Annotated in this window: 26 protein-coding genes and 2 tRNA genes; 13 read left to right on the forward strand and 15 right to left on the reverse strand. The window is 39.5% G+C overall.

The features are described 5' to 3' along the window. Together RBR61_RS06855 and RBR61_RS06860 are read left to right on the forward strand one after the other, a co-directional pair. The coding region (locus tag RBR61_RS06855; protein WP_320343054.1) for a hypothetical protein at positions 1-360 on the forward strand (360 nt) is incomplete at its 5' end. Beyond that, the gene (locus tag RBR61_RS06860; protein WP_320343056.1) at positions 361-1,974 is read left to right on the forward strand and encodes a type IV secretion system DNA-binding domain-containing protein; all 1,614 of its coding nucleotides are present in this window, start codon (positions 361-363) and stop codon (positions 1,972-1,974) included. On the opposite strand, the gene RBR61_RS06865 is transcribed toward RBR61_RS06860, so the two are convergent. Continuing rightward, positions 1,971-2,192 (reverse strand): helix-turn-helix transcriptional regulator, encoded by a 222-nt coding sequence (locus RBR61_RS06865; protein ID WP_295060679.1) that lies wholly within the window; start codon positions 2,190-2,192, stop codon positions 1,971-1,973. The two genes, RBR61_RS06860 and RBR61_RS06865, sit on opposite strands and share 4 nt — an antisense overlap. Positions 2,193-2,466: 274 nt before the next feature. Here RBR61_RS06865 and RBR61_RS06870 point away from each other — a divergent pair, with 274 nt between their 5' ends. From RBR61_RS06870 to RBR61_RS06890, 5 genes are read left to right on the forward strand one after another with little or no spacing between them, the layout of a single operon-like run. Then, on the forward strand, positions 2,467-2,712 hold the full coding sequence (locus tag RBR61_RS06870; RefSeq protein WP_320343061.1) for a hypothetical protein: 246 nt from the start codon (positions 2,467-2,469) through the stop codon (positions 2,710-2,712). Positions 2,713-2,728: 16 nt separating this feature from the next. Beyond that, positions 2,729-3,181: a hypothetical protein gene (locus RBR61_RS06875; RefSeq protein ID WP_320343063.1), complete on the forward strand. Its 453-nt coding sequence runs from the start codon at positions 2,729-2,731 to the stop codon at positions 3,179-3,181. Positions 3,182-3,184: 3 nt separating this feature from the next. Further along, positions 3,185-3,841: a hypothetical protein gene (locus RBR61_RS06880; RefSeq protein WP_320343065.1), complete on the forward strand. Its 657-nt coding sequence runs from the start codon at positions 3,185-3,187 to the stop codon at positions 3,839-3,841. After that, entirely contained in the window at positions 3,828-3,965 is a 138-nt protein-coding gene (locus RBR61_RS06885) for a hypothetical protein (RefSeq protein ID WP_320343067.1), read from the forward strand. The genes RBR61_RS06880 and RBR61_RS06885 overlap by 14 nt, the downstream gene beginning before the upstream one ends. A 12-nt stretch (positions 3,966-3,977) precedes the next feature. After that, positions 3,978-6,314 (forward strand): hypothetical protein, encoded by a 2,337-nt coding sequence (locus RBR61_RS06890; protein ID WP_320343068.1) that lies wholly within the window; start codon positions 3,978-3,980, stop codon positions 6,312-6,314. 5 nt (positions 6,315-6,319) lie between these two features. On the opposite strand, the gene RBR61_RS06895 is transcribed toward RBR61_RS06890, so the two are convergent. From RBR61_RS06895 to RBR61_RS06905, 3 genes are all read right to left on the reverse strand, one after another. Beyond that, entirely contained in the window at positions 6,320-6,703 is a 384-nt protein-coding gene (locus RBR61_RS06895) for a hypothetical protein (protein ID WP_320343070.1), read from the reverse strand. Positions 6,704-6,796: 93 nt separating this feature from the next. Then, positions 6,797-7,891 carry a site-specific integrase gene (locus RBR61_RS06900; RefSeq protein WP_320343072.1) on the reverse strand — a complete coding sequence of 365 codons (1,095 nt, stop codon included), beginning with the start codon at positions 7,889-7,891 and terminating at the stop codon, positions 6,797-6,799. 153 nt (positions 7,892-8,044) lie between these two features. Further along, positions 8,045-8,120 (reverse strand) — tRNA-Val (locus tag RBR61_RS06905). A 161-nt stretch (positions 8,121-8,281) separates the two neighbouring features. Here RBR61_RS06905 and pckA point away from each other — a divergent pair. After that, complete coding sequence (gene pckA / locus RBR61_RS06910; RefSeq protein ID WP_320343074.1) at positions 8,282-9,868, forward strand: phosphoenolpyruvate carboxykinase (ATP); 1,587 nt, start codon at positions 8,282-8,284, stop codon at positions 9,866-9,868. 4 nt (positions 9,869-9,872) lie between these two features. Here pckA and RBR61_RS06915 read toward each other — a convergent pair whose 3' ends face one another. From RBR61_RS06915 to RBR61_RS06925, 3 genes are read right to left on the reverse strand one after another with little or no spacing between them, the layout of a single operon-like run. Beyond that, a complete protein-coding gene (locus tag RBR61_RS06915) occupies positions 9,873-10,439 on the reverse strand; it encodes a DedA family protein (RefSeq protein WP_320343076.1) in 567 nt (188 codons plus the stop codon). A gap of 11 nt (positions 10,440-10,450) precedes the next feature. Continuing rightward, entirely contained in the window at positions 10,451-12,424 is a 1,974-nt protein-coding gene (uvrB, locus tag RBR61_RS06920) for an excinuclease ABC subunit UvrB (protein ID WP_320343077.1), read from the reverse strand. Between the two features lie 46 nt (positions 12,425-12,470). Beyond that, complete coding sequence (locus RBR61_RS06925) at positions 12,471-13,193, reverse strand: 2OG-Fe(II) oxygenase (protein ID WP_320343079.1); 723 nt, start codon at positions 13,191-13,193, stop codon at positions 12,471-12,473. Positions 13,194-13,423: 230 nt separating this feature from the next. Here RBR61_RS06925 and RBR61_RS06930 point away from each other — a divergent pair, with 230 nt between their 5' ends. Next, entirely contained in the window at positions 13,424-13,555 is a 132-nt protein-coding gene (locus tag RBR61_RS06930; RefSeq protein WP_320343081.1) for a hypothetical protein, read from the forward strand. Between the two features lie 76 nt (positions 13,556-13,631). Here the strand turns inward: RBR61_RS06930 and RBR61_RS06935 are convergent, their stop codons facing one another. The 5 genes from RBR61_RS06935 to RBR61_RS06955 are packed head-to-tail and all read right to left on the reverse strand — an operon-like array spanning position 13,632 to position 17,890. Then, positions 13,632-14,417, reverse strand: a complete 786-nt coding sequence (locus tag RBR61_RS06935) for a CorA family divalent cation transporter (RefSeq protein ID WP_320343083.1) — start codon at positions 14,415-14,417, stop codon at positions 13,632-13,634. Positions 14,418-14,434: 17 nt separating this feature from the next. Continuing rightward, positions 14,435-15,466: a peptidase M42 gene (locus RBR61_RS06940; protein WP_320343084.1), complete on the reverse strand. Its 1,032-nt coding sequence runs from the start codon at positions 15,464-15,466 to the stop codon at positions 14,435-14,437. A gap of 2 nt (positions 15,467-15,468) precedes the next feature. Continuing rightward, positions 15,469-16,518 carry a succinylglutamate desuccinylase/aspartoacylase family protein gene (locus tag RBR61_RS06945; protein ID WP_320343085.1) on the reverse strand — a complete coding sequence of 350 codons (1,050 nt, stop codon included), beginning with the start codon at positions 16,516-16,518 and terminating at the stop codon, positions 15,469-15,471. 3 nt (positions 16,519-16,521) lie between these two features. Next, positions 16,522-17,454, reverse strand: a complete 933-nt coding sequence (rimK, locus tag RBR61_RS06950) for a 30S ribosomal protein S6--L-glutamate ligase (RefSeq protein WP_320343086.1) — start codon at positions 17,452-17,454, stop codon at positions 16,522-16,524. Positions 17,455-17,467: 13 nt separating this feature from the next. Further along, the gene (locus RBR61_RS06955; RefSeq protein ID WP_320343087.1) at positions 17,468-17,890 is read right to left on the reverse strand and encodes a RimK/LysX family protein; all 423 of its coding nucleotides are present in this window, start codon (positions 17,888-17,890) and stop codon (positions 17,468-17,470) included. A gap of 217 nt (positions 17,891-18,107) precedes the next feature. Here RBR61_RS06955 and RBR61_RS06960 point away from each other — a divergent pair, with 217 nt between their 5' ends. Continuing rightward, a complete protein-coding gene (locus RBR61_RS06960; RefSeq protein ID WP_320343089.1) occupies positions 18,108-18,356 on the forward strand; it encodes a hypothetical protein in 249 nt (82 codons plus the stop codon). 45 nt (positions 18,357-18,401) lie between these two features. On the opposite strand, the gene proB is transcribed toward RBR61_RS06960, so the two are convergent. Then, complete coding sequence (gene proB, locus RBR61_RS06965; RefSeq protein ID WP_320343091.1) at positions 18,402-19,178, reverse strand: glutamate 5-kinase; 777 nt, start codon at positions 19,176-19,178, stop codon at positions 18,402-18,404. Between the two features lie 267 nt (positions 19,179-19,445). Between proB and RBR61_RS06970 the strand changes: the two genes are divergently transcribed. The 3 genes from RBR61_RS06970 to RBR61_RS06980 all read left to right on the forward strand — a co-directional run bounded on the left by RBR61_RS06970 (position 19,446) and on the right by RBR61_RS06980 (position 20,038). Beyond that, complete coding sequence (locus RBR61_RS06970; protein ID WP_320343094.1) at positions 19,446-19,673, forward strand: hypothetical protein; 228 nt, start codon at positions 19,446-19,448, stop codon at positions 19,671-19,673. Between the two features lie 4 nt (positions 19,674-19,677). Next, on the forward strand, positions 19,678-19,896 hold the full coding sequence (locus tag RBR61_RS06975) for a hypothetical protein (RefSeq protein ID WP_320343095.1): 219 nt from the start codon (positions 19,678-19,680) through the stop codon (positions 19,894-19,896). 65 nt (positions 19,897-19,961) lie between these two features. Next, a tRNA-Arg gene (locus RBR61_RS06980) sits at positions 19,962-20,038 on the forward strand. Between the two features lie 46 nt (positions 20,039-20,084). Here RBR61_RS06980 and trpA read toward each other — a convergent pair. After that, positions 20,085-20,825 (reverse strand): tryptophan synthase subunit alpha, encoded by a 741-nt coding sequence (trpA, locus tag RBR61_RS06985; RefSeq protein WP_320343096.1) that lies wholly within the window; start codon positions 20,823-20,825, stop codon positions 20,085-20,087. Continuing rightward, positions 20,822-21,226, reverse strand: a complete 405-nt coding sequence (locus RBR61_RS06990; RefSeq protein ID WP_320343098.1) for an Hpt domain-containing protein — start codon at positions 21,224-21,226, stop codon at positions 20,822-20,824. Before RBR61_RS06990 ends, trpA begins: the two co-directional genes overlap by 4 nt. Positions 21,227-21,279: the final 53 nt, after the last annotated feature.

A 21,279-nucleotide genomic window follows, 5' to 3' on the forward strand; every position in this document is an offset into this window, starting at 1 on the left:
AGACAGCCGGAACAAAAAGTCGAAAAAGAAAAAGAGAGCTTTGTCGAAAAAGTTTTAGATAAACTTGAACATACAAGCGATTTAATCGAAATCGCAGTCGAAGCAAAAGCTATCAACAAAGATAATTTTATTGATACGCTATCTCAAATTTCTCAACCAGACGTCAAAGAGACGCTTACATTCATGAACAATACTTATTTTGAACATATTGCAGATGGGATTAGGTTTGTTAAAGGTGTTGCAACCGCCGCAAAAGATGTAATCAAAGAGGGCAATGTTACTCTCAGCGGAGTTACAAAGGCGATCATCCAGACGATGAGAGAGCAAAAGCTTGAAAAAAGTTATGAACAGGAGCTTTAAATGGATTTTATATTTACATGGGGATTTGCTATCCCCGCAGGGATTTTATTAGTTATGTATGGTAATTTCAGAAGCGTACACGCTGGATTTAAAAAATATAAATATCCTAATTCCTCAAGCTTAAACCCGGTTCGGGTAAGCGATGGGCTTGTATGGAGTTCGTTTGATAAAATAAAACATAGATTTCGTAAAAAAACAAAACATGATTTCTACATAGGACAGTTTAGATTTTCGCCAAAAACGCTTAAAGAGTGCAGACCGCCGTATTTATATCGTAAGCTTGTTGAATCTACTCAAGTTTGGTTCGACAGAACAGACATGAAGCAAACAACCATGGTATGGGGCGGCATGGGATCTGGGAAATCCGTATTTTTTATCAACCTACTTTCTCAAAATCACTGCTATGAAAATGCAATTGTACACGATGGTGGTAAGCTTGAGATGGTATCTAAATTTTACAATCCGCTAAGAGACGTAATACTCAATCCCTATGATGACAGAGCCACAATTCATGATTTGTTATCGGAGGATACAGCGATACAAAAACAATTTTTTAAATTGCTTTTATCTGCTGCAAGTGGGGAGGGTAAAGTGAACTTTTTTACTACCGGTGCGATGGAGCATTTGCAAAATATAGCCCTCTTGGTGCAAAAGCAAAATTTTACAACCGCAAAACAAAAATGGGCATATTTTATGAATAAAATCGACGAACTTATTTTAGAGACTCAAAACGATTCCCAAAGAAGCGAAGGCGATGTTGTGGCTACACTTAAACAAGTTTTGAGCCCATTTTACCTTATGAACTTCCGCATCCAGGACGGGGCAGAGACTTTTGTTGTAGAGGATTTTTTAAAGCGTTCACATGGAGCCAAACTTTATGTCTCTTACCCGCCGATGTTAACGGAAAACTTAGCATCACTATCAAGCGCATTTATAGCACTCTATACGCTCATACATCTATCGCAGCCAGATACAAAAAAGAAGTTCTATTTTTATTTGATTGATGAGTTTAGCTCATATTTGAGAATGCTGAATAATGAAGATATTTTGAAAGACCAGCTTGAGAAATTGAGGAGTAAAGGTGGCATGTATTGCGGTGGCTTGCAGGGTGAGGAAGAAAAAGACGCTATAAGTCAAATTATTGACAAGACTATTCAAAACAAATTTTATTTTAGGACTGACGGCACAAAAACAAAAGAGACGGCGATTAGAAGAGCGGGTAAATTTACATACGAAATTCAGAACTTGCAAAAAGAGGGAAGAGGTTTAAATATTCATAAGATTAATACTTATTCGGAGCAATCAACTACTCGCGATGTAATCGTTGAGAGTGATTTTAATGGGCTGGGCGAGAAGCATGAATATATTGCCATGCTGGATACTCACAACCTTTACAGAGGTTATACACCACTACCGCCCGAGGAGCTAGATTTTGAAGAGCGTAAAAATAAAAATCCTGGCATAAATGAAGAAGATCTGCAAAGAGCCAAAGGCTATGTCGAATATAAAAAACGCAGAGAGTTTGAGGACATGTTAGCGACTCGTTACGAAGAAGTCCAAAATGCGAAGTTTCAAAAGAATAGGGAAAAGGCGGCGGCTAAAAAAGTTGTTTAACCGTTAAGTTTTTCATTGAGCTCTCTAATGAGTTCTTTGAAGTTATCTAACTCTTGTGTTTTTTCGTAAAGATCCAAAAACTTTGGAACCCATGGAGGAACAGGGTTTGAGCGTCCATATTTAGAGATAGTTGAATATGGTATATCGGTTATCTCTGCAAAATCGGTTAGGTTTAGATTCAAAGTATTTAATCTATCTTTGAACTCTTCAAGTGTCATGTTTTACTCCTTATATCTTATTAAGATGGTAATAATAGCATATATTTACCTAAAAGGCAAATAAAAGTCTATAAACTTATCATATTAGGAGAAAAAAGCTTGACTTTAATATCTTAATAGGATATAATTGTTACATATATTTAGCATATTAGGTAAATTAAAGGAGACGGTATGTTTAATTTTGGAAGCGTAGAGGATTTTGTTTTATCAACAATAGCGATTATTCTTATTGCAACAACGGCGATGAAAAAAAATAAAAAATAAGGAGTTTAAAATGAGTATGACTAAATACAAGCATGTCCGGGAAGAGTTAAGAGCCCTACAACATAACATAAACGTAGTTGTTAAAAAGCTCAAAAAAGATGAGTTATCAGCTTTAGGAGTTATAGCAGCGCGAGAGCTGCTTGAAACGATGAATAGGGTTAAAACATACATACAGTCGAGTAAAGATGAGGATAGAGTGAATTTTCTCATCTCTAAACTTCCCCTTCTTTACTTCCAAATTCCGAAAATCAACTAAACTAAAAGGACACATCATGAGAACTACTACAAGATCTAAATCAAAAGCTACAGTTTTCCTCGAAAATGTAATTTTCACTTATCGTAAAATAGAGGATTTTAGGCATATCGGTTTTTTATACGTTGCAGCAGCTATCGTCCCGATCGCTGCTTTTTTAATGGTGGCACTACTGAACTTTGCAAATCACAGATATGAGGTTGATATTACAGCCTTGCCGATCGAAAAGCAAGAGAGATTTAATTACCTCTCTAAAACCGAGCTCAAAATGAGGGCAAATGAAAGTTATTTAAAAAACGAGTTTCGTTTCGACGAGGCAAAAGCGGCGTACAAAAAAAGATGGATAGTAAAAAAAGAGCTATTAGCAATATTATCGGAGGCCCCATATTGTAGCTGGGGATATAAGTTCTTTGATACGTTTGGTCTTGTTGATAATAAAAACAGAAAAATTGCAGCGATGCAAAAAGGATAAACCATGGAAAAATTAAATCTTACACTCACCCAAAAGGTAGCCATAAAATGGCTAAAAAACGTTGATAGCTCTTTGTTTATTTTTAAATTTTTAAAAGATTTGGAGTTCGGTTTTCGCGCTCTTTTTTACGCTGGGATAATTGCTTTTACAGTTTTTGCCCTTATTTTCGCATCCTCTTTTATCAATTTTGCGGATGCACCGCTAGCCCCTTTCTGGGATACGTTAGGCGATATTATCTTTTACGGCACTATCGCCGGAATGACGCTCATTTTAACACTTGAGTCAGTCCTAAAACTTGATGTCGCGCAAATTTTAACAGATCTAAAAGAGCAAAAAAGAAGAAAAAAAGAGCAGAAGTTACAACGATGGAGACTTCGTAATATGAACATATGGATGAGGATATTTGTATATATTTGTATCTATACATTCTTACTTTATATAATACAGCTATCCGCTCAGGGCGCATTTATCGACCTTTTTTCAACCGTTCCAAACACTCCGGAGACCCAAAAACAAATTGCAATTTTTGTAAGTGAATACGATAAATTCGTAAAGTGGTATACATTTATTTATATTGTCAGCGGACTTACTCTTGATTACTTTGTCTCAAAAAAAAGAACAAAAGCTGCAAAAATGGAGGCGCAAAATGAAAACGCTTAAATTAATCACATCAGCACTTTTTCTTTTACAAACCGCTCTCTTTGCCAACTATCAAAGCACCTATATTCCCGATCAAGTCATGAAGGATTTCTCGGAACAAAAGTATGACAAATATAGAACATAGACCATCCCGACCTTGTCTCTTGCAGAACTCAAGAGCAAGGGGGTTTACGGCGAAAATGCAACTTTAACAAAAGATATAAGTTCATCAGAGCCTAGTTATTACGATATTCTCAATGCGGGTATATGTAAAGTAGATAATATTGCAAAGTTTTCGAGTACGATTTATGAGCTTGATCTGCCTAACGGTATTATAACTTGTATGTTCGCAGCCAAAGGCGATCTTTATAACCCGATGGGATTATATAAAGTAAGCGTGCCTAAAATTAAAACCTTTTATCAAATAGACACTAAGGCCGCCACTCAAGAGCAGGCGGCGGCTATTGCTACAGCAGAGGCTCAATTTCTACCTCTCTTGCAAAAAAAGCAAGAGATTATAAATGATATGCAAGAGCAGGCGAATGCGTCTTATTTGACGATTCCTGAGTTGCTTATGGCGGCGGTGTTGACCGATGATGAGATCATTGATATCGAGGCCACAAAGTCGACCGGTAAATTTCAGCTCAAAGAGGGGTTCACCTCTAAGTTTACCGAGAGCGAGGAGGTAGTCGACAACAGCGAGTATCTACTTGCGGACGCGGCTACGATATTTGAAGTGTATAGTGGTCTTGGGACCGTATCTATGTCATTTTTAATGATAATGGTAATCGGGTTCGCAGCATACGGCGGTATCCGTCTAGTCGGAGCTAAAACGGCAGCTAAAATAGACGGTAACAAAGGAGAGGGGAGCACCCCGTGGGTCGTTGGGCTAGCAGCGGGAGTTCTTTTATTTTTTCCGGTTGATCAAACCGAAATCCAAAACGCCCAGGGACAAGTCGGGGAATATGAACTTCTCAAAACCCGCTATCAGGGGTTTGAGAAGTTTGGCTACTACACTTTTGGCAACTGGGGGAAAGAGAGCGCGAAAGTCATCATTGATGCGGAAATCGACGCTCTTATCCGCAAAAGCGGTCTTGGGACCAAGGAGCAGATAGTGAACACTTGGGCTCAAAAGGTTCAAAGCGACAGACTGCATGCCTTTTATACGTTAAATTATAACTACTGTAAAGATACTGTGTTTCACGAGAGTGCCCTCTTATTTAGCGACGGGAAGAGCGTTTACTCTGAGACAGAAGGGAAGCTGTTCCCGTCAACGGAGCACTGGGCTTACGCTTCTTTGGTTGCGAAGCCCATGACCGACGGCTTTTATGAGATGGGTGAGAGCGGCCTTATGCGCGAAGGCGTAGCAGAGAAGGGCTACTATCCAAAAATTGCCTTTAGCGCGTGTGGAAAGGCTGATTATTTGAGCAATTACCACAAAGATAGAAAGGAGGCATTTTCAAAAAGTTTTGCTGTACTTGTCAATAATGATCCGACAACAAACGCTAAAATCACGGCGCTTGGTGATATATTTGAGTTTCAGTATAAACTTTACCGAGATTGGGGATATTTAGCTATCTTGGGGCTGCCGGTGACGAAGATGCAGACAGAATATATAGGCGGTTTGACTCAAAAAAATAGTGAAGTTTTAGAAAAACTCAATAAAAAAATAAAACAAGATAACAAAGAAATTCACTCTATTTTATCATCGCTGCCTTACCTCATGGTGCCAGGAATGGGTAAAGTATTTGATATGATTCAGGCAAACTCTGTAGTAGTGGGTGCCGCTAGCGGCGCGGCGATAGGCTCACAGGCAGCTGATGGCTGGGGGAGTTGGTTTTATGGACTTGTCGGAGCAATAGACGGCGCAGCAATTGGTTCCACTGGGCCCGGCGGGGCATTAATAGCTACGGGCTATGCTTATATGGCTGCTAAAATCTTACTGAGTTTGGCGCCGATTGTCGCTATTGTTGCAATTGGATTGCTTAGATTTATCATTATTATTTTGAAGATTTTTAGCTTTCACTTCTTAAGTCTGTTTATCATGCCTATAATGTTTCTACAACGAAACTTAGAAGCGTTTGCGAAATTCACCGCTAAAATTTTGGCAACAATGCTTGAGCTGCCGATATTTGTTTTAGCTATCTGGCTTGCCGTTACCGCAAACTCCCTGATACATACGATTGGGACAGTTTTCAGCAAGAATATTGTCGGTGGAATGATAGACAACAGTATGTCTCAAAATCAAATCGGCGCTAATATTGATATAGCAGGCTACAATATGAATAGTTTATTTGATAAGCTAATTCTATATATGTTCGACGGTTTTATGGAGATAGTTATTGCGGCATTTAGTATCGCAATAGTTTACAAATTGATCATTTCGCTACACACAGAACTTTTTCAGGCGATAGATCTTAGCAGTACATCCGCTATAGACAACGCGGCTGAAAGTATACGCCACGAATCTGTATCATGGGGTAGTAGGATTTAATCCTGCTACCCATCACTTTTATTCTTCGCCTCATAAGCAGCTCTCGCCTGCTCCTCCATCTCTCTCTCTTTCTCATACATCTTGTTAAACTCCATCTGCTCAAGCTCCGCTTTAACATTCTTGTAAATACTTAGCCCGTTCGCACGACGAAACTTTCTTATACCTCTTTCCCAGAAGAAAAAAGGGAGAGCAGGAAGGATAAACCCAAGAAAAAAAGATGAAACATATCCTTCTATGTGAATTTCGCTAACCATCAAAACGGTCCAATAAACAAACGCCACGACTAAATAAGAAATGGCATACCCAAAAAATCTCTCCACAATCCCTGCCGCGTTAATCGCCTCACCAAACTTTCTTCCCGCTTCCACATTTTGCTCTTGCTTTGTCATCTTCTATCCTTCGTGCTAATTAAATAACATATACTATCAAAAATAGTTTTAAAAAGAAAAAGTAGTTGCTTTGCTGTTTTGACTATCTTGTTTTCACTTCTTGACAATCCCCAAAAACACATCAACGGCTTGTTTAGCCATTAGTTCCTTTTGATTGCTATATCTTTGTGTAGTTGTGATTTTAGAGTGTCCCAGAGCTTTAGAGATATGCTCTAACGGCACATTATTATTCACAAGCGTAAATCCTAGCAAATGTCTAAAATCATGTATCGTCATCTCTTCTATTCCTACATCTTTTCTAATGCGGTTCCATACTCGAACTGGAAATGTAAAATATGGTCTATTTGTTTTTGGATTTATAAAGATAAAGCCGCTCTCTTTTTTATCTAAGTATTCAAAATGTGCCAAAAGCTCATCATCAATAGAGAAGGTTAGATTTTTTCTTATTTTTGATTGGGAGTCTCTAATGGAGTAGGTTTTATTCTCAAAATTAATATCAGACCATTGCATACTTAAAACTTCGCCCGCTCTTCTCCCTCTAAGTAAAAACATGAACATAAGTCTATATTGATTGTTTGCGATATTCATTATTGCTTCAAACAGAGCTTTGACTTTATCGTCTGGCAAATTAAAATATTTGTTAGGGTCATAATCTGGAAACTTCAAACCTTTAATTACATTCTTGTCAATAATGCTTTTTTCTATTGCATCATTAAAGATTGGAGAGAAGCAAGTTTTTACCGTTTCAATAAAACTCGGCTTATTTCCGTTCTTTACCATTGTGTTTATGACTTTTTGAAAATCCTCTTTTGTTATTTGCTTGAGTTTTTTTATTTTTAGAGAGTGGGGAATATGAGTGTGGTAAAATGATTTATAGACGGTTATTTTTTTAGTAGACAATAAATTACCGCTCTCTTTAAAATCCATGTACTCTTTAAAATATGAGTCAAGCGTTGGATTATCTTCTGCTCTTATTGAATCACCGGCTTTTATTTTCTGTATGAGTTCATTTCTTTTTTGAAAGGCTATGGATGGATTTGTTCTTATTGAATCATTAGAGTATCCGACTATCTGTTGTGTGTCTATAACTCCAGCTATTTTGATTCTGGCGATGTAGGTTTTGACTTTGGTTTGTGCATCTTCTTTGTAATAGATACCTGCAAATTTTGTTTTAATTAGATCAGACATATTTAAAACCCCTCGCTTGAAGAAATCTTACCCCACTTTTTACCCCACTTTTTTATCAGTAATAGGTAGTAAACGGATATATTAAAATTGTAACAAGTAAAACATAGGGGAAGCTGAAAGTGCCTAAAATAAGTAATTAGTAGTAATAAATGATGGTGCTCACAACTGGACTCGAACCAGTGACTTTTACCTTGTCGAGGTAACACTCTACCAACTGAGTTATGCGAGCAAGAGCGAAATTTTACCAAAAAATTCTTAAAGTAAATTTTCTCTAAGTAACCTATTGGAAAAGTTATTAAAAAATAGAATTGATGCTCGATATTTACTTTTAATTTATGTTTATTAAGTGTATAATTCCACCCATAATTAAAAAGTACCATAAGGCAAGTTATGAACTTAACCGAGTTAGAAGAGATAGGCTTAAAAAGTGTTGGTAAAATTTATCATAATCTAAGTTATGATGAACTAATTCGACATGAGATTGAAAATGATGAGTGTGTTGTAACAAAGAAAGGTGCAACAGCTGTAGATACCGGTATTTTTACGGGTCGCAGCCCAAAAGATAAATATTTTGTAGATCGTTATCCGTCAAATCAGTACATCGCTTGGGGCGATGTAAATCAAAAGATCAGCGAAGAGATATTTAATGAACTTTTGGATCTCTCAAGAGAGCAGCTCTCCGGCAAAGATCTCTACGTAACTGATGTTTTCAGCGGAGCTAGCGAGGCTTCAAAAAAATCAATACGTTTTGTGACAGAGATAGCGTGGCAGTCTCATTTTGTTAAAAATATGTTTATCCGCCCTAATGAGGAAGAGCTAGAGAACTTCAAGCCTGAGTTTACGGTACTAAACGCTTGCAAGGCCGTCAACGATAAATGGATGGAGCATGGACTGAACTCTGAGGTTTTTGTACTTTTTGACATTGAGAACAACCTGGCGATAATCGGCGGTACATGGTACGGCGGCGAGTTGAAAAAGGGAATCTTCTCTATGATGAACTACTGGCTGCCTCTAGAGGGCAAGCTCTCAATGCACTGCTCTGCAAATGTAGGAGAACGCGGAGATACTGCACTCTTCTTCGGACTCAGCGGTACCGGAAAGACTACTCTCTCAACGGATCCACATAGAAGACTTATCGGTGATGATGAGCATGGATGGGATGATAACGGAGTATTTAACTTTGAGGGAGGCTGTTACGCCAAGGTCATAAATCTTGACGGTAAGAGCGAGCCTGAGATATATAACGCCATTAGGCCCGGTGCTCTGCTTGAAAACGTCGTTCTTTACGATGACGGTGAGGTCGATTACGAAGACTCAAGCAAGACAGAGAACACCAGAGTCTCTTACCCGATAGAGCATATAGACAACCACGAACCATCTTTGGGCGCAAGCCATCCAGAAAATATAATCTTCTTAACAGCGGACGCTTTTGGCGTTCTTCCTCCGGTCTCAAAACTTACACGCGAACAGGCTATGTACTATTTCTTAAGCGGATATACTGCGAAAGTTGCAGGAACAGAGCGCGGTATTACTGAGCCTGTAGCAACATTCAGTGCATGTTTCGGAGAGGCATTCTTGCCTCTTCATCCGACGGTGTATGCCAAGCTCTTGGGCGAGAAGATAGATAAACACGGCGTGAACGTATACCTTGTAAACACAGGCTGGACAGGCGGTGCTTACGGTGTAGGGCATAGAATGAGCATTAAAGATACCCGTGCTTGTATAAATGCGATACTAGATGGAAGCATCAAAAGCAGTGAATTTGATGTGACAAAAACTTTCGGTCTTCATGTTCCAAAGACTCTTGGAGATATAAATCCTGAGATTCTCAACCCTCGTAATGCATGGGCTGACAAAGAGGAGTTTGACAAAACTAGAGATACGTTAGCTGAGATGTTTATAGAGAACTTTAAAAAGTATCAGAGCGAAGATAGCGAGTTTGACTACTCTGCGGCAGGACCAAAGATAGAGAAATAATTCTCTATCTTACTTTCTTTTTCGTAGCTTTTGTCATATAGAGCCACAAAGCTCCTCCAAAAACAACCAAGATAATAGGTGCGATCCAAGGCTTTTGGCTTATTGTTTCGGCTATATTCATCAAGAAACTTCCAGAATAGTAACTTCCCAGACCAAAAACGAGAGCCCAGACTCCTGCACTTAAAATATTAAGAGCGGCAAATTTTTTAAAGTCATATTTTGTAAGACCTATCGCTATAGGGATCAGTGTCTTGATCCCATAAACAAACTTTTGAAAAAGTATTATCCATGAGCCGTTTTTCTTCATCATTATATGTGCAAGTGCAAGTTTTCTTCTATGTTTGCGAAGACCGTCCATCATCATTGTCTTTTGGTATCTTGCCATATAAAATAGTAAAAAGTCTCCAAGCGCGTTAGCAACAAAAGCGATAAGAATAGATGTCGTCAAGTCCATTTTTCCCATAAAAGAGAGGACTCCTGCCGCAATGATCGCTACAAACCCTCCGCCAAGAGAGTAGAGAAAAAGTCCTATATATCCGTAGGTAGCAAGATTGCTAAATGTATCTTCCATTATTTTTAGTCCTATAATTTTTTAATTTTTGCTATTTCATCGCGAAGTCGTGCAGCCTCTTCAAAGTTTAGCTCACGAGCCGCTTCTTTCATCTTTAAGGAGAGCTCTTTTATCATCGCTTTTCTCTCTGCAGGAGGAATTTTATCCATTTTTTTATGCTTTTGGTAAATACCGCCGTAATCTTCTACTTTGAGATTTTCATCAAGTTTGCGGATGGTAGTCGTCGGTGTGATATTATGCTCTTTGTTGTACCTCTCCTGCATCTCTCTTCTTGCGTTTGTAATGTCTATGGCTTTTTGCATGGAGCCGGTTATCTTGTTCGCATACAGAATAACTCTGCCGTTTGCATTTCTTGCTCCGCGCCCGATCGTCTGTATAAGTGATGTCTCACTTCTTAAAAAGCCCTCTTTGTCGGCGTCTAAGATAGCCACTAGGCTCACTTCAGGTAGATCAAGCCCTTCACGAAGAAGGTTTATGCCTATTAGCACATCAAACTCGCCTTGTCTAAGAGAGCGGATTATCTGATTTCTCTCTATGGTATCGATATCCGAGTGCATATACTCGACTTTTATTCCAAGATCGGCGAGATACTTTGTAAGTGCTTCTGCCATCTTTTTTGTAAGAACTGTTATTAGAACACGCTCGTTTTTCACTATGACTTTTTTTATCTCATCATGTATATCTTCCACCTGATTTGTAGAGGGTTTTACCTCTAAAACAGGGTCGAGAAGTCCGGTGGGACGGATGATCTGTTTTGCAATGGTGCTTGAGAGTTCAAGCTCGTAGATAGATGGCGTAGCAGAGACAAAAAGGTAGTGAGGAGCCTTGTGTATGTATTCGTCTAGCATCAGAGGCCTGTTGTCAAGTGCGCTTGGCAGACGAAAACCGTACTCGACGAGAACCTCTTTTCTTGCTCTGTCCCCTGCGTACATTCCACGGTATTGCGGGAGTGAAACATGTGATTCATCAACAATAACGAGATACTCTTTATGATGCAGTTCAAAGTAGTCAAGCAGAGTGTAGGGCGCTTCTCCCGGCTTTTTGTTTGTGAGCAGTCTTGAGTAGTTCTCTATCCCTTTGCACATTCCCGTGGTTTGAAGCATCTCAAGGTCAAACTCTACCCTCTGTTTCAGGCGCTGATATTCGACAAGTTTGCCCTCTTTTTGAAAGTAGGCAAGCCTCTCATCAAGCTCCTCTTCTATGCGTTTTATTGCCACTGCCATCTTCTCTTGGCTTACGCTGAACTGCGAGGTTGCGTAGATAGTAAAGCTTTTGTGCTCTTCAAGCTTTTTGTTGTCGATCACGTCGAATGTATAGATGGCTTCTATCTCGTCGCCGAAAAACTCTATACGGATGGCTTCTTGTTCAAAGTAGGGCGGGTAAACATCAAGTGTCTCACCGTTGACGCGTATATGTCCGCTGTCGAAATATGTGTCGTTACGTGCGTAGCCCATCTCGACAAGTCTGTAGAGAAGCTTTTTTTGTGCTATCTCATCTCCAACGGCGATAGACTGCACCATATTTTCATACTCCTCTGGGTCTCCCAAACCGTAGTTAGCAGATACGGATGCCACGACTATAACGTCATCATAGCTAAGAAGATTTGCGGTCGAGGAGAGACGCAGACGCTCTAATTCGTCGTTGATGGCACTGTCTTTTTCTATGAATAGGTCTTGACGCGGAATGTACGCCTCAGGCTGATAGTAGTCGTAGTAGCTGACAAAATACTCTACATGGTTGTTTGGGAAAAATTGTCTAAACTCAGAGTATAGCTGAGCCGCAAGAGTTTTGTTGTGCGTCATGATTATGGTCGGCATCTGCACTTTTTCTATGACGCTTGCCATCGTGTAGGTCTTACCGCTTCCGGTAACACCCTCAAGGGCCTGGTAACGATTTCCTTTTAAAATGGAATCGCTTAGGGTTTCAATGGCTTTTGGCTGGTCGCCAGCAGGAGAATAATCTGAATAAACTTTAAATTTTGACATATGAAATTATAGCGGATTTGGGGTTATCTCAAACTCTCGAGGTTGTTTAGTTGATAATAGCGTTGTGCCACTGAACCAGAGTCAGTCTGTACCCCTCTTCTACGGGCAGTACCTCATGGCTGTATATCGGGTTGCTTGGAAAAACTATCATATCTCCCGCCTCCGGATAGAGTTTTACCTGATTGTTGTCTGCATCAAAGAGATAGTTAAAGATAAGTTCGCCGCCGCTAAAACTGTAATCTTCGCTGCTGTGCGTTTTATGGGAGGTGGTAAAGAGAACGGTCGTAATCTTGCGTTGGGGCGCTACCTGAACAAAGCCCACAGTTCTGCCATCCTCATCGACAAGCTCGTTTGAGTCATCCGCATGTTTTATGTAAAAAGAGCCCTTTGTATATTCGAGCGCCTGAAGAGTAGTGGACGTCGTAAGGGCTACGCTGAAGAAGCGCTCAATTTGGGGCTGATATATTTTGAAGTTCTCTTCATAGAGTCCCTGATGCAGTTCGGAAAGTTTGTGTATAAGAGTTTTTCGTATGCTCTCATCGACGCTTGGATCAACGACGCTGCTTAAAACTCTTGTCTTTACCTTTGCTTTTTCACCTTCAGAGGTGTTGTAGGCGTACTCAGAGATCTCATGACAGATCGTTTTTGAGAAGAAGTTCTTAATAATAAGATACGGATAGTCATAGTATGGATTTGCCAAGAGCCGTGTTCCAAGTTTTAACTCCGCGATGAAGTCGTTGCAAAATATGTGGTTGCTTATCTGGTGCATTTGGCTACTTTGCAAACCTATGTTTAAAGGAGGTTCTGTTATTTGTTTTATAGTTTTAGAATTGTATCTGAGTTAGAGTAAATTGTGATTAGAAATATTTCAAAATAATTAAAAAAATCTTAAAACAAGCAGGTAATTAAAAAGTGATAAGAAACATAAAAGTTAAATCGGATAAAATTTCTCTGATTTAAAAAACTAGAGGGTAACGCTCTCTTACCAAAGGATACACGATGAAAAACATCATTTTATTAATCGCATTGACACTAGGTGCTCTTCAAGCTGACAACGTAGTTCACTACGACACAAAAGAGGCTCAAACTCCCATTAGTAAGCCTAACCACCCAAGCTCAGATATTTATTAATCTAAATATCTAAAATTTTATTTCTCCTTCTAAAATAGGTCTTTTGACCTGTTTTAGTGACACGCTTCAAAACTGACTAAACTCTTCTCTTCATAAAATAGATACCCAAAAAAGTTATAACCGATAAACAGACCATTAGTACCAAAACGCTGTTTGTTCCAGATAGCCCGCCTGAAAAAGGCAGTCCGCTCGTATTCATCCCAAAAAAGCCTACAACCAGATTTAGAGGCAAGAATATTGCAGATATGATAGTAAGCGCGAATATAGAGCGGTTTATCCTCTCGTTTGTCTGAGTTGTGTAAAACTTGTAGATATAGTCAAGTTTTGAGAGCTGCAGCGAAGCAGAGCGCAATGTTCTCTCAAGATGTTCGTGGAGGTCTAAATAGTGGTTCAGCGGAAAATCATCATACTTTTCATAGTACTCGATCGCTCTGTCCATGGTAGAGGATGCATGTATAAGTATCCTCTCTATCCGCACGATATTGCGCTTAAGCTTTAGCCATCTGTTCATAAATGAGTCCGTCGCTTTGTTCAAGTAAAGACTCTCCTCCATATCCCCTATAAGGTCACGGTAACCGTCAAAAGCTTTTAAAAGCTCATCGATCATACCGTCTAGAATCTCATAAGGGGCCTCAAAACGGCTTCCAAGCGGCTTAAGCTCTTGTGTCTCCCTCATGTATAGGTAGCTGTTTTGAGGTGTTATGATAAAACCCGTAGAGGTAACCTTCATCTCATCCAAAAGAACAGGAAGTCTAAGGATCAACATCTCATAACCATCATTTTCATCAAAGATTGAGGGGTGCGTCTCGTTTCGAAGGTCTTCTATATGAAGGTTGTCTAGCAGATCATGAATATTATCCATTATTTTCCTTTTCTCTTCTAAGGTACGTATAGGCTCTTTAAAACTTTTATCATGCTCTCGACCGCAGTTTTTGTGGTAGTCTCATGCACCGTGTGGTAGCCGATCGTTGGTATCTGCAAAGTTGTACCCTGAATTTCCCCTTTTGTAGCATGAATAAGCCTTCCAAGCTCTGTGGTTCCAAGAGAGCCTACGGTTCCGTTCTTAGCCATTTTTGCTTTAAGGTAGCTGTCTTTAAAGCTGTACCTGATCTTGTTTTTCATAGCTATCTGTTTTATTTTGCTCTTCAGAGGTGATCTAAACACGGCATTTGAATCTCTGTTTCGCATAACTATATCTATATTTCTTATCTCATCAAGAGTAGGGTAGGGACTTGTATCAAGGACAAGTAGCTCATCTGTCTTTATATCAAAACGCCTAAACCATTCCAGCAAAAATCTCCAGCTTCTTCCAGCCTCCTCAGAAGCGGTAAAAAAGGCTGTTCCTTGATACCCGATAGCATACATATAGATAATTATGGCTATGCTTATGACATTATCTAACTGTGCCGAGATAAGGTCGTCTTTTATCTCCAGCTTGTCGGTAAAAGCTATTGGTGTTCCGGGAAAAAGGTAGTCAAAACCCTCTATCTTAAAGATAATGTTTTTTCTTCTTTGGCATAAAAAAGCGTCTTTTATGGAGCCAAGCCCTAAGTATGTTCCCGACCACGGCTCATATGCCTGAACTTTTTCATCGACAAATCTTGCCGTAAAGTTGTTAAGCAGCTGCTCCGAGCTTGAATCACCGGTCAAGTCCGCCTTGTTCTTTGCAATAAATGCGGCATACTGAAATTCGTTATGTCCGGTGCAGATTAGACCGTGTCTGTCGGCGTGTGCCGAGATGTAGCCGCTCTTCGGGTCACTCCCTTTTGCGATGAGCACACCGTCGTAATACTCGACCTTTACGCCAAGCTCTTCAAGCTCTCTTTTTATAAACATAAAGAAGGGGTGTTCCTCCCCGACAACGCTCGGTATGCGTATAAGTTGTTTTAATATATCGTAAAATAGTTCCATGATTACTCTATTATATCCTCGTTGTTGAGTTCAAAAAATTCACTTAGCTCCGTTACATTTTCATTGAAATACTCTATCTTGTTCTCGGCCACTTCAAGGTTTCTAAGTTTTGCTATGTGAAAGATGGCATCACCCTCCTGTACAAGCGGTATCTCCGATTTGCCAATAATAACGCCGTCATACGGCGCTCTTAGCTCAAAGCTGTTATCTCCAAGCGGTTCATCTATAAATGCTATGATCTCATCTTTTCGCACAGTGTCCCCAAGGGCTTTTATGGTTCTAAGCATTCCGCTCTCGCTTGAGCGTATCCACTGGCTGTTTCTTGTTATGATCGGATTTTTCATTTTTCTTTTTTTTGCCGCTTTTGGAAGCATGCCGTTCTCTCTAAGTACGCTGATTATGCCGTGAACTCCTATCCTTATGGATGTCTCATCAAACCTAAGAGCCTCGCCCGCTTCATAAAGAAGTATGGGGATTCCCTCCTCCTGCGCAACTGCTCTGAGCGAGCCGTCTCGAAGTTCAGAGTGCAGAACTACGGGAGCGCCGAATACTTTTGCCAAAGAAAAGGCGTACTCGTTGTCTATGTTCGTTCTAACTTGTGGAAGATTTGATTTGTGTATAGAGGCGGTATGAAGGTCTATTCCCAGATCGCACTTTTTTACGACTTCGTCAAAAAATATTTTTGCGACCCTGCTTGCCAAAGAGCCCTTTAAACTCCCTGGAAAACTTCTGTTTAAATCTCTTCTGTCGGGAAGATACCTTGATAGCGTCATAATTCCGTAAACATTGACGATCGGAACCAGCAAGATGGTACCTTTTATCTTTTTTAAAATGCCGAGCTTTCTAAGCCGTCTTATTATCTCTATGCCGTTTAGTTCATCTCCGTGAATCGCCGCGCTAATAAAGATGACAGGACCATCTTTTTTGCCTCTTATGACGTGTATGGGAAGCTGAGTCGGAGTGTTGTAGAGTTTTGGCAGCTCAATATTTACAGTGAGGTTTGCACCTTTTGGTATCTCCTGCGAACCTAGAAAAAATTTTGCACTAGGCATCTATTAAGCTCCGATACTGTCTTTTTTTAGTTTTCTTTTTTTTGAGCTTGCCCCATTTTTCGGAGTCACGTTTTTCTCAATATAGTCCATTATCTTTCCTGCGATATCTATCTGCGTGGATTTTTCAATTCCCTCTAATCCGGGAGAAGAGTTGACCTCCATTACAAGCGGACCTCTTGATGATGGGATCATGTCGACTCCACATACTCCAAGACCCATCGCTTTTGCTGCTGCAAGTGCTGTCGCTTTCTCTTTTCTTGTAAGCTTGTGTGCCGTCGCGCTCCCTCCCTGATGCAGGTTTGAACGAAAATCACCCTCGGCGCCCTGTCTCTTCATTGCACCCACGACCTTGCCGCCGACAACTAAAACCCTGATGTCTGCTCCGCCTGCCTCTTCGATATACTCTTGAACAAGAAGGTTTACGTCCATACCGTAAAAAGCGTCCAGAACCGATTTTGCCGCCTTTTCGCTATCTACCAAAACGACTCCCACCCCTTGTGTGCCCTCTAGTATCTTTAGTATGAGCGGTGCTCCTCCGCTTAGTTCTATAACATCTTTGGCATTTGATTTGTTTGATGCAAAAACTGTCTTTGGCATATCTACGCCGTTTTTTGAGAGGATCTGAAGGCTTCTGAGTTTGTCTCTGCTTCTTGCAAGAGCAAGGTTTCCGGAGGTCGAAAAAGCGGACATCATCTCAAAGTGTCTTACCATTGCAGTTCCGTAAAAAGTTCTGCTCGCTCCGATCCTTGGAATAATAGCATCTGGTGCAGGAAGCTCTTTGCCTTGATAGTTCACTTTCAGCTCGCCCTTTGCTATCTCGATACTGCATTTTAAGTAGTCGATGACCCTTACTTCCCATCCTTTTGCCTGTGCCGCCTCAACTAATCTTTTTGTAGAGTAGAGCTCTTTGTTTCTTGATAATATATAGACTCTCATATTTTTTCCTGATTTATATTTTTTTTGTTAGATACTCTTTTGAAACATCAACTAAAAATTTGTTTGCCAAAAACTTTTTGCCGATCAACATAGGGTATTTCATATCCGAACGGTTGGTAAGAGATATAACGGTTTTGTATGTCTTGCCGAAAAATTCGACATTTACTTTTATGGATGGCCTGTGTTGAAGTTCCCCGTTAGAACTGCGCACCTTTTTCATTGCATACAGAGGAACCGCCATCTTTTTGTCATTGTATGCGGGATGTACTTCATCAAGCAGTCTAAAGTGCACAATACCGTCTTCATCTACGGATATATCATCGCAGTGAAGGGCATTTGAATCGGCGCCGGTGTCGATCTTCGCATCAAGATCATAAAGATCAAGATCAGGAATCGATATAAGCTCTTTTGTACCGACAATCTTTTTTTCTTTCATTAAATCAATCCGATGTTTTAAGAAGATTATAGCATATTAAAGAGCAGAACAATAAGAAAAAAATAGGGCTGCTTAAAGTTACTTTTAGCAAAAAAAAACTCATTTGAGAGTATAATTTTGTATAAAATAAAAATTTAGTTATGGGTAGTAGTGGCTTTATGCTAAAAGAGATTAAGCCCTTGGTAGGGTATGAACTGTATTTGTTAAGAGGGCAAATATGACTTTTAAAGATTTAGAGTTTATGTTAGAGTTAAACGGTGTAATGAGAAAAGATATAGATTACATCTTGGACTTTAGCAGAAAAAACGGCATAGATGTAGAGCAGATCGATGATGAGCTCAACAAAATGGGGTATGAGAGAATAATCGAAAATGAGCTTGAGAGTTCATGGGACGATGAAGATGACGAGTATGAGCATGTAGAAAAATTCTCACACAGAAACAAATATTCAGACGATTATGAATAAGAAAATATTTCGGCAGCTTGTAAAAAGCTACCGATAAACAGATGTTTAGTCCCCGCTTTTAGTTTTTGGCTCAAAGAGGGTTCCAAGTGTATGCTTATCTTCTAAAAGAAAAGATTTTGCGGCACTCAGATCAAATCCGTTGCACAGAAGCATTCTTTTCCCGCGCTTTATTAAAAAATCGGCAGCTTTTAGTTTTGTCACTATTCCGCCTGTAGCAAATTCGTTATTTGCTGTTGAGGTGTCTGTTAGAGCCTCTTTTGGAAGTTCATTTACTGTTTTATAAAGCTTTGCATCTTTGAACTCTTGAGGATTTTTATCGTAATAGCCGTTAATATCGCTAAGTATTACCAACAGGTCGGCCTCTACGGCATAAGCTACGTTTGCGGAGAGCTGGTCGTTGTCTCCAAAAAGCTGTTCGGGAGTAGATGTAATATCGTTCTCGTTTACTATAGGTAAAATATCGTTCTCCAGATGCGCATCTATGATCTCTTGAAACATTTTAGTACGCTTTCTTGAGTCAAAATCATCTTCTGTAAGCAGGATCTGCGCTGTTGTAATATCATAAATATCAAATTTCTTTTTGTATGCGGTCATTAAAATAGGCTGTCCCGCTGCTGCCAGTGCTTTTTTGCCGATCTGTTTTCTTTTGTCAAGTTTTAAAATAGAATATCCCGCAGCGACTGCTCCAGATGTTACCAATATAACGTCATACTTCTTTTTAAGCATCACAATAAGTGTAACCAGGTTTAACATACGCTCCTTCGCAATATGATTATTCTCCGTCAGGACGGCAGTACCGACTTTAATAACAACTCTTTTCATTAATTTTCCTTTGTTTTTCGCAGCTCGTTTATAATCAATTGAGCTTTTGGCCCCAATTGTAACAAGTTAAAGGTTTAGTTTTTATTAGTTTGAACACTAAATGAGCAGAGCCCATTTAGTTACGCTAGCCGCTGTGGCACTAAAGCTTGCCGCATTAAGCGGCAGAAAATTTTTTAAAAAAACTAAATCAATGAACAATAAAAAGTTAATCTACTACACTAAATTATGATAGAATAATGTTTATATAATGATTTATAGGACTGTTTTATGCAAAACCAAACTACCTTGGCGAAATTGAGCGAGAAGATCTCATCAATTGTCGAGAAGCACAACTCTCTTAAAGAGGAGAATGAAGCACTTAGACTCGAACTTGTAAAACTAAAAGCCGAGAGTGAAATAAAAAATCAAGAGATAGCAAGATTGATAGAACAGAATTCTCAAAAAGAGCTTGAGATAGAGGCTATAGTAGAAAAATTAGAAAGTATAATGGTTTAAAGATATGAGTAAGAAGCTTGGTTTAAATATTGGCGGACGTCGTTTTGATGTTGATGTTGAAGATAGTTTTGCCATTTTTTTGCAAGAGCAGATGAGAAAAGATTTCAACATAGAGGGTAACAACGACCTAAAGACACTGCTTCAGGCTTATGTTCGTAAAAACCACGAACTTTTTCTCCAAGAGCAGAGAATAGAAGAGATCACAAAAAAATTAGAATTTTAAGACAAAATTTATTATTATATAAGCTAAGAGTGATATAATTTCGGTCTCTTTAATAGAGATGGTGTGCGCTCGTAGCTCAGCTGGATAGAGCACTGGTTTGCGGTACCAGCGGTCACATGTTCGAATCATGTCGGGCGCACCATTTCCTCGGTAAAACATTCATCCCTTAAAAACAAGCATAAACTTTTTTAACTGTTTATCTCATTTTTTATAATCTGTGCAAGTTCGCAACACTTGTCTGTTCTTTGTTTGTAAGTCAGATCATCATTTAAAAGTATGTTTACAAAAGCACTTCCGACTATGACGCCATCAGCACCCTTTACCTTCTCTTTTGCAGTCTTTTCATTAACTCCGAACCCTACATACACAGGTGTTGGCGTATATTTTTTGATAGATGAGAGTATCGGTTGAAGGTCTTCAGATGCGCCTGAGCCTGTTATTCCCGCATAGGCTACCATATAGATAAACTTTTTAGACTCTTTTACTATCTTCTCTATCCTCTCCTGGGTATCTGTCGGTGCGACAAAACTTATGTTTGAGATGCTGTTTGAATCAAAGAGCTCTTTGTAAGCAAGAGTCTCTTCATACGGAAGATCCGGGATTATAAGTCCATTTACCCCTATTTTTTTTGCAAACGGGATCAAGCTGTTCAAGTTGTGCTGGTAAAAGCTGTTGAAGTAGCCCATCCAGAGAGTGTCTACTTTTGGAGCGATAACTTCAGAGATCTCCAAAAGATGTTTAAATTTAAATCCAAGCCCAAGAGCTTTATGGTTTGCTTCTTCGATAGCGGGACCGTCAGCCACAGGGTCAGAGAACGGAACGCCGAGTTCTATTGCATCTACGCCGCTTTGGGCGAGTGCAAGTGCTAAATCGATACTAAAGGATTTTTCAGGATAACCCGATGTAATGTACGCCACTAATTTTTTCAACTGCTCTCCAGGTCTGGTAATTTAAGTAGAGAATATTTTATACGCGACAGTTCGTTATCAAGTTTTAGATCATCTTTCCACATAGCGAACATATCGCTGACCTCCAAAAGCCAGTTTATCGTCTCTTCATTGACGCTTTTATGCTGGGTTCTTATGGTCTCAAGCGTATCTTCGACAAAAGCCGCAAGTTTAGCCATTGGTGTGATCTTTAAAAAACTCGAAGCGGACTTGATGTTGTGAAAGACGCGAAAAAGTTCATTTACGCTTCTTTCGTACATATTGGGCTTAGAGAGGTCTATGATCATACTCTCCATATAATCGACCATCATAGAGTAGTGGTCCAGAAACTCATCGACTATTTCATAATCAAAGTTGGAATCTAAATCACTTCTTACGCCCATAAAATATTTCTCCTATATGGCCAAAATTATAGCAATATTTAGTTAAAATACCT

Source organism: Sulfurimonas sp. (assembly GCF_034005705.1).
In the GTDB taxonomy this organism is placed as follows: Bacteria; Campylobacterota; Campylobacteria; order Campylobacterales; family Sulfurimonadaceae; genus Sulfurimonas.

Coding starts and splice junctions, on each gene's coding strand:
- RBR61_RS06970 (WP_320343094.1), top strand. CDS start 19,446: ATGCAAAACCAAACTACCTTGGCGAAATTGAGCGAGAAGATCTCATCA.
- RBR61_RS06955 (WP_320343087.1), bottom strand. CDS start 17,890: ATGAAAGAAAAAAAGATTGTCGGTACAAAAGAGCTTATATCGATTCCT.
- pckA (WP_320343074.1), top strand. CDS start 8,282: ATGAACTTAACCGAGTTAGAAGAGATAGGCTTAAAAAGTGTTGGTAAA.
- RBR61_RS06865 (WP_295060679.1), bottom strand. CDS start 2,192: ATGACACTTGAAGAGTTCAAAGATAGATTAAATACTTTGAATCTAAAC.
- RBR61_RS06975 (WP_320343095.1), top strand. CDS start 19,678: ATGAGTAAGAAGCTTGGTTTAAATATTGGCGGACGTCGTTTTGATGTT.
- uvrB (WP_320343077.1), bottom strand. CDS start 12,424: ATGTCAAAATTTAAAGTTTATTCAGATTATTCTCCTGCTGGCGACCAG.
- proB (WP_320343091.1), bottom strand. CDS start 19,178: ATGAAAAGAGTTGTTATTAAAGTCGGTACTGCCGTCCTGACGGAGAAT.
- RBR61_RS06875 (WP_320343063.1), top strand. CDS start 2,729: ATGAGAACTACTACAAGATCTAAATCAAAAGCTACAGTTTTCCTCGAA.
- RBR61_RS06925 (WP_320343079.1), bottom strand. CDS start 13,193: ATGCACCAGATAAGCAACCACATATTTTGCAACGACTTCATCGCGGAG.
- RBR61_RS06930 (WP_320343081.1), top strand. CDS start 13,424: ATGAAAAACATCATTTTATTAATCGCATTGACACTAGGTGCTCTTCAA.
- RBR61_RS06960 (WP_320343089.1), top strand. CDS start 18,108: ATGACTTTTAAAGATTTAGAGTTTATGTTAGAGTTAAACGGTGTAATG.
- RBR61_RS06870 (WP_320343061.1), top strand. CDS start 2,467: ATGAGTATGACTAAATACAAGCATGTCCGGGAAGAGTTAAGAGCCCTA.
- rimK (WP_320343086.1), bottom strand. CDS start 17,454: ATGAGAGTCTATATATTATCAAGAAACAAAGAGCTCTACTCTACAAAA.
- RBR61_RS06940 (WP_320343084.1), bottom strand. CDS start 15,466: ATGGAACTATTTTACGATATATTAAAACAACTTATACGCATACCGAGC.
- RBR61_RS06915 (WP_320343076.1), bottom strand. CDS start 10,439: ATGGAAGATACATTTAGCAATCTTGCTACCTACGGATATATAGGACTT.
- RBR61_RS06945 (WP_320343085.1), bottom strand. CDS start 16,518: ATGCCTAGTGCAAAATTTTTTCTAGGTTCGCAGGAGATACCAAAAGGT.
- RBR61_RS06990 (WP_320343098.1), bottom strand. CDS start 21,226: ATGGGCGTAAGAAGTGATTTAGATTCCAACTTTGATTATGAAATAGTC.
- RBR61_RS06900 (WP_320343072.1), bottom strand. CDS start 7,891: ATGTCTGATCTAATTAAAACAAAATTTGCAGGTATCTATTACAAAGAA.
- RBR61_RS06880 (WP_320343065.1), top strand. CDS start 3,185: ATGGAAAAATTAAATCTTACACTCACCCAAAAGGTAGCCATAAAATGG.
- RBR61_RS06935 (WP_320343083.1), bottom strand. CDS start 14,417: ATGGATAATATTCATGATCTGCTAGACAACCTTCATATAGAAGACCTT.
- RBR61_RS06885 (WP_320343067.1), top strand. CDS start 3,828: ATGAAAACGCTTAAATTAATCACATCAGCACTTTTTCTTTTACAAACC.
- RBR61_RS06860 (WP_320343056.1), top strand. CDS start 361: ATGGATTTTATATTTACATGGGGATTTGCTATCCCCGCAGGGATTTTA.
- RBR61_RS06895 (WP_320343070.1), bottom strand. CDS start 6,703: ATGACAAAGCAAGAGCAAAATGTGGAAGCGGGAAGAAAGTTTGGTGAG.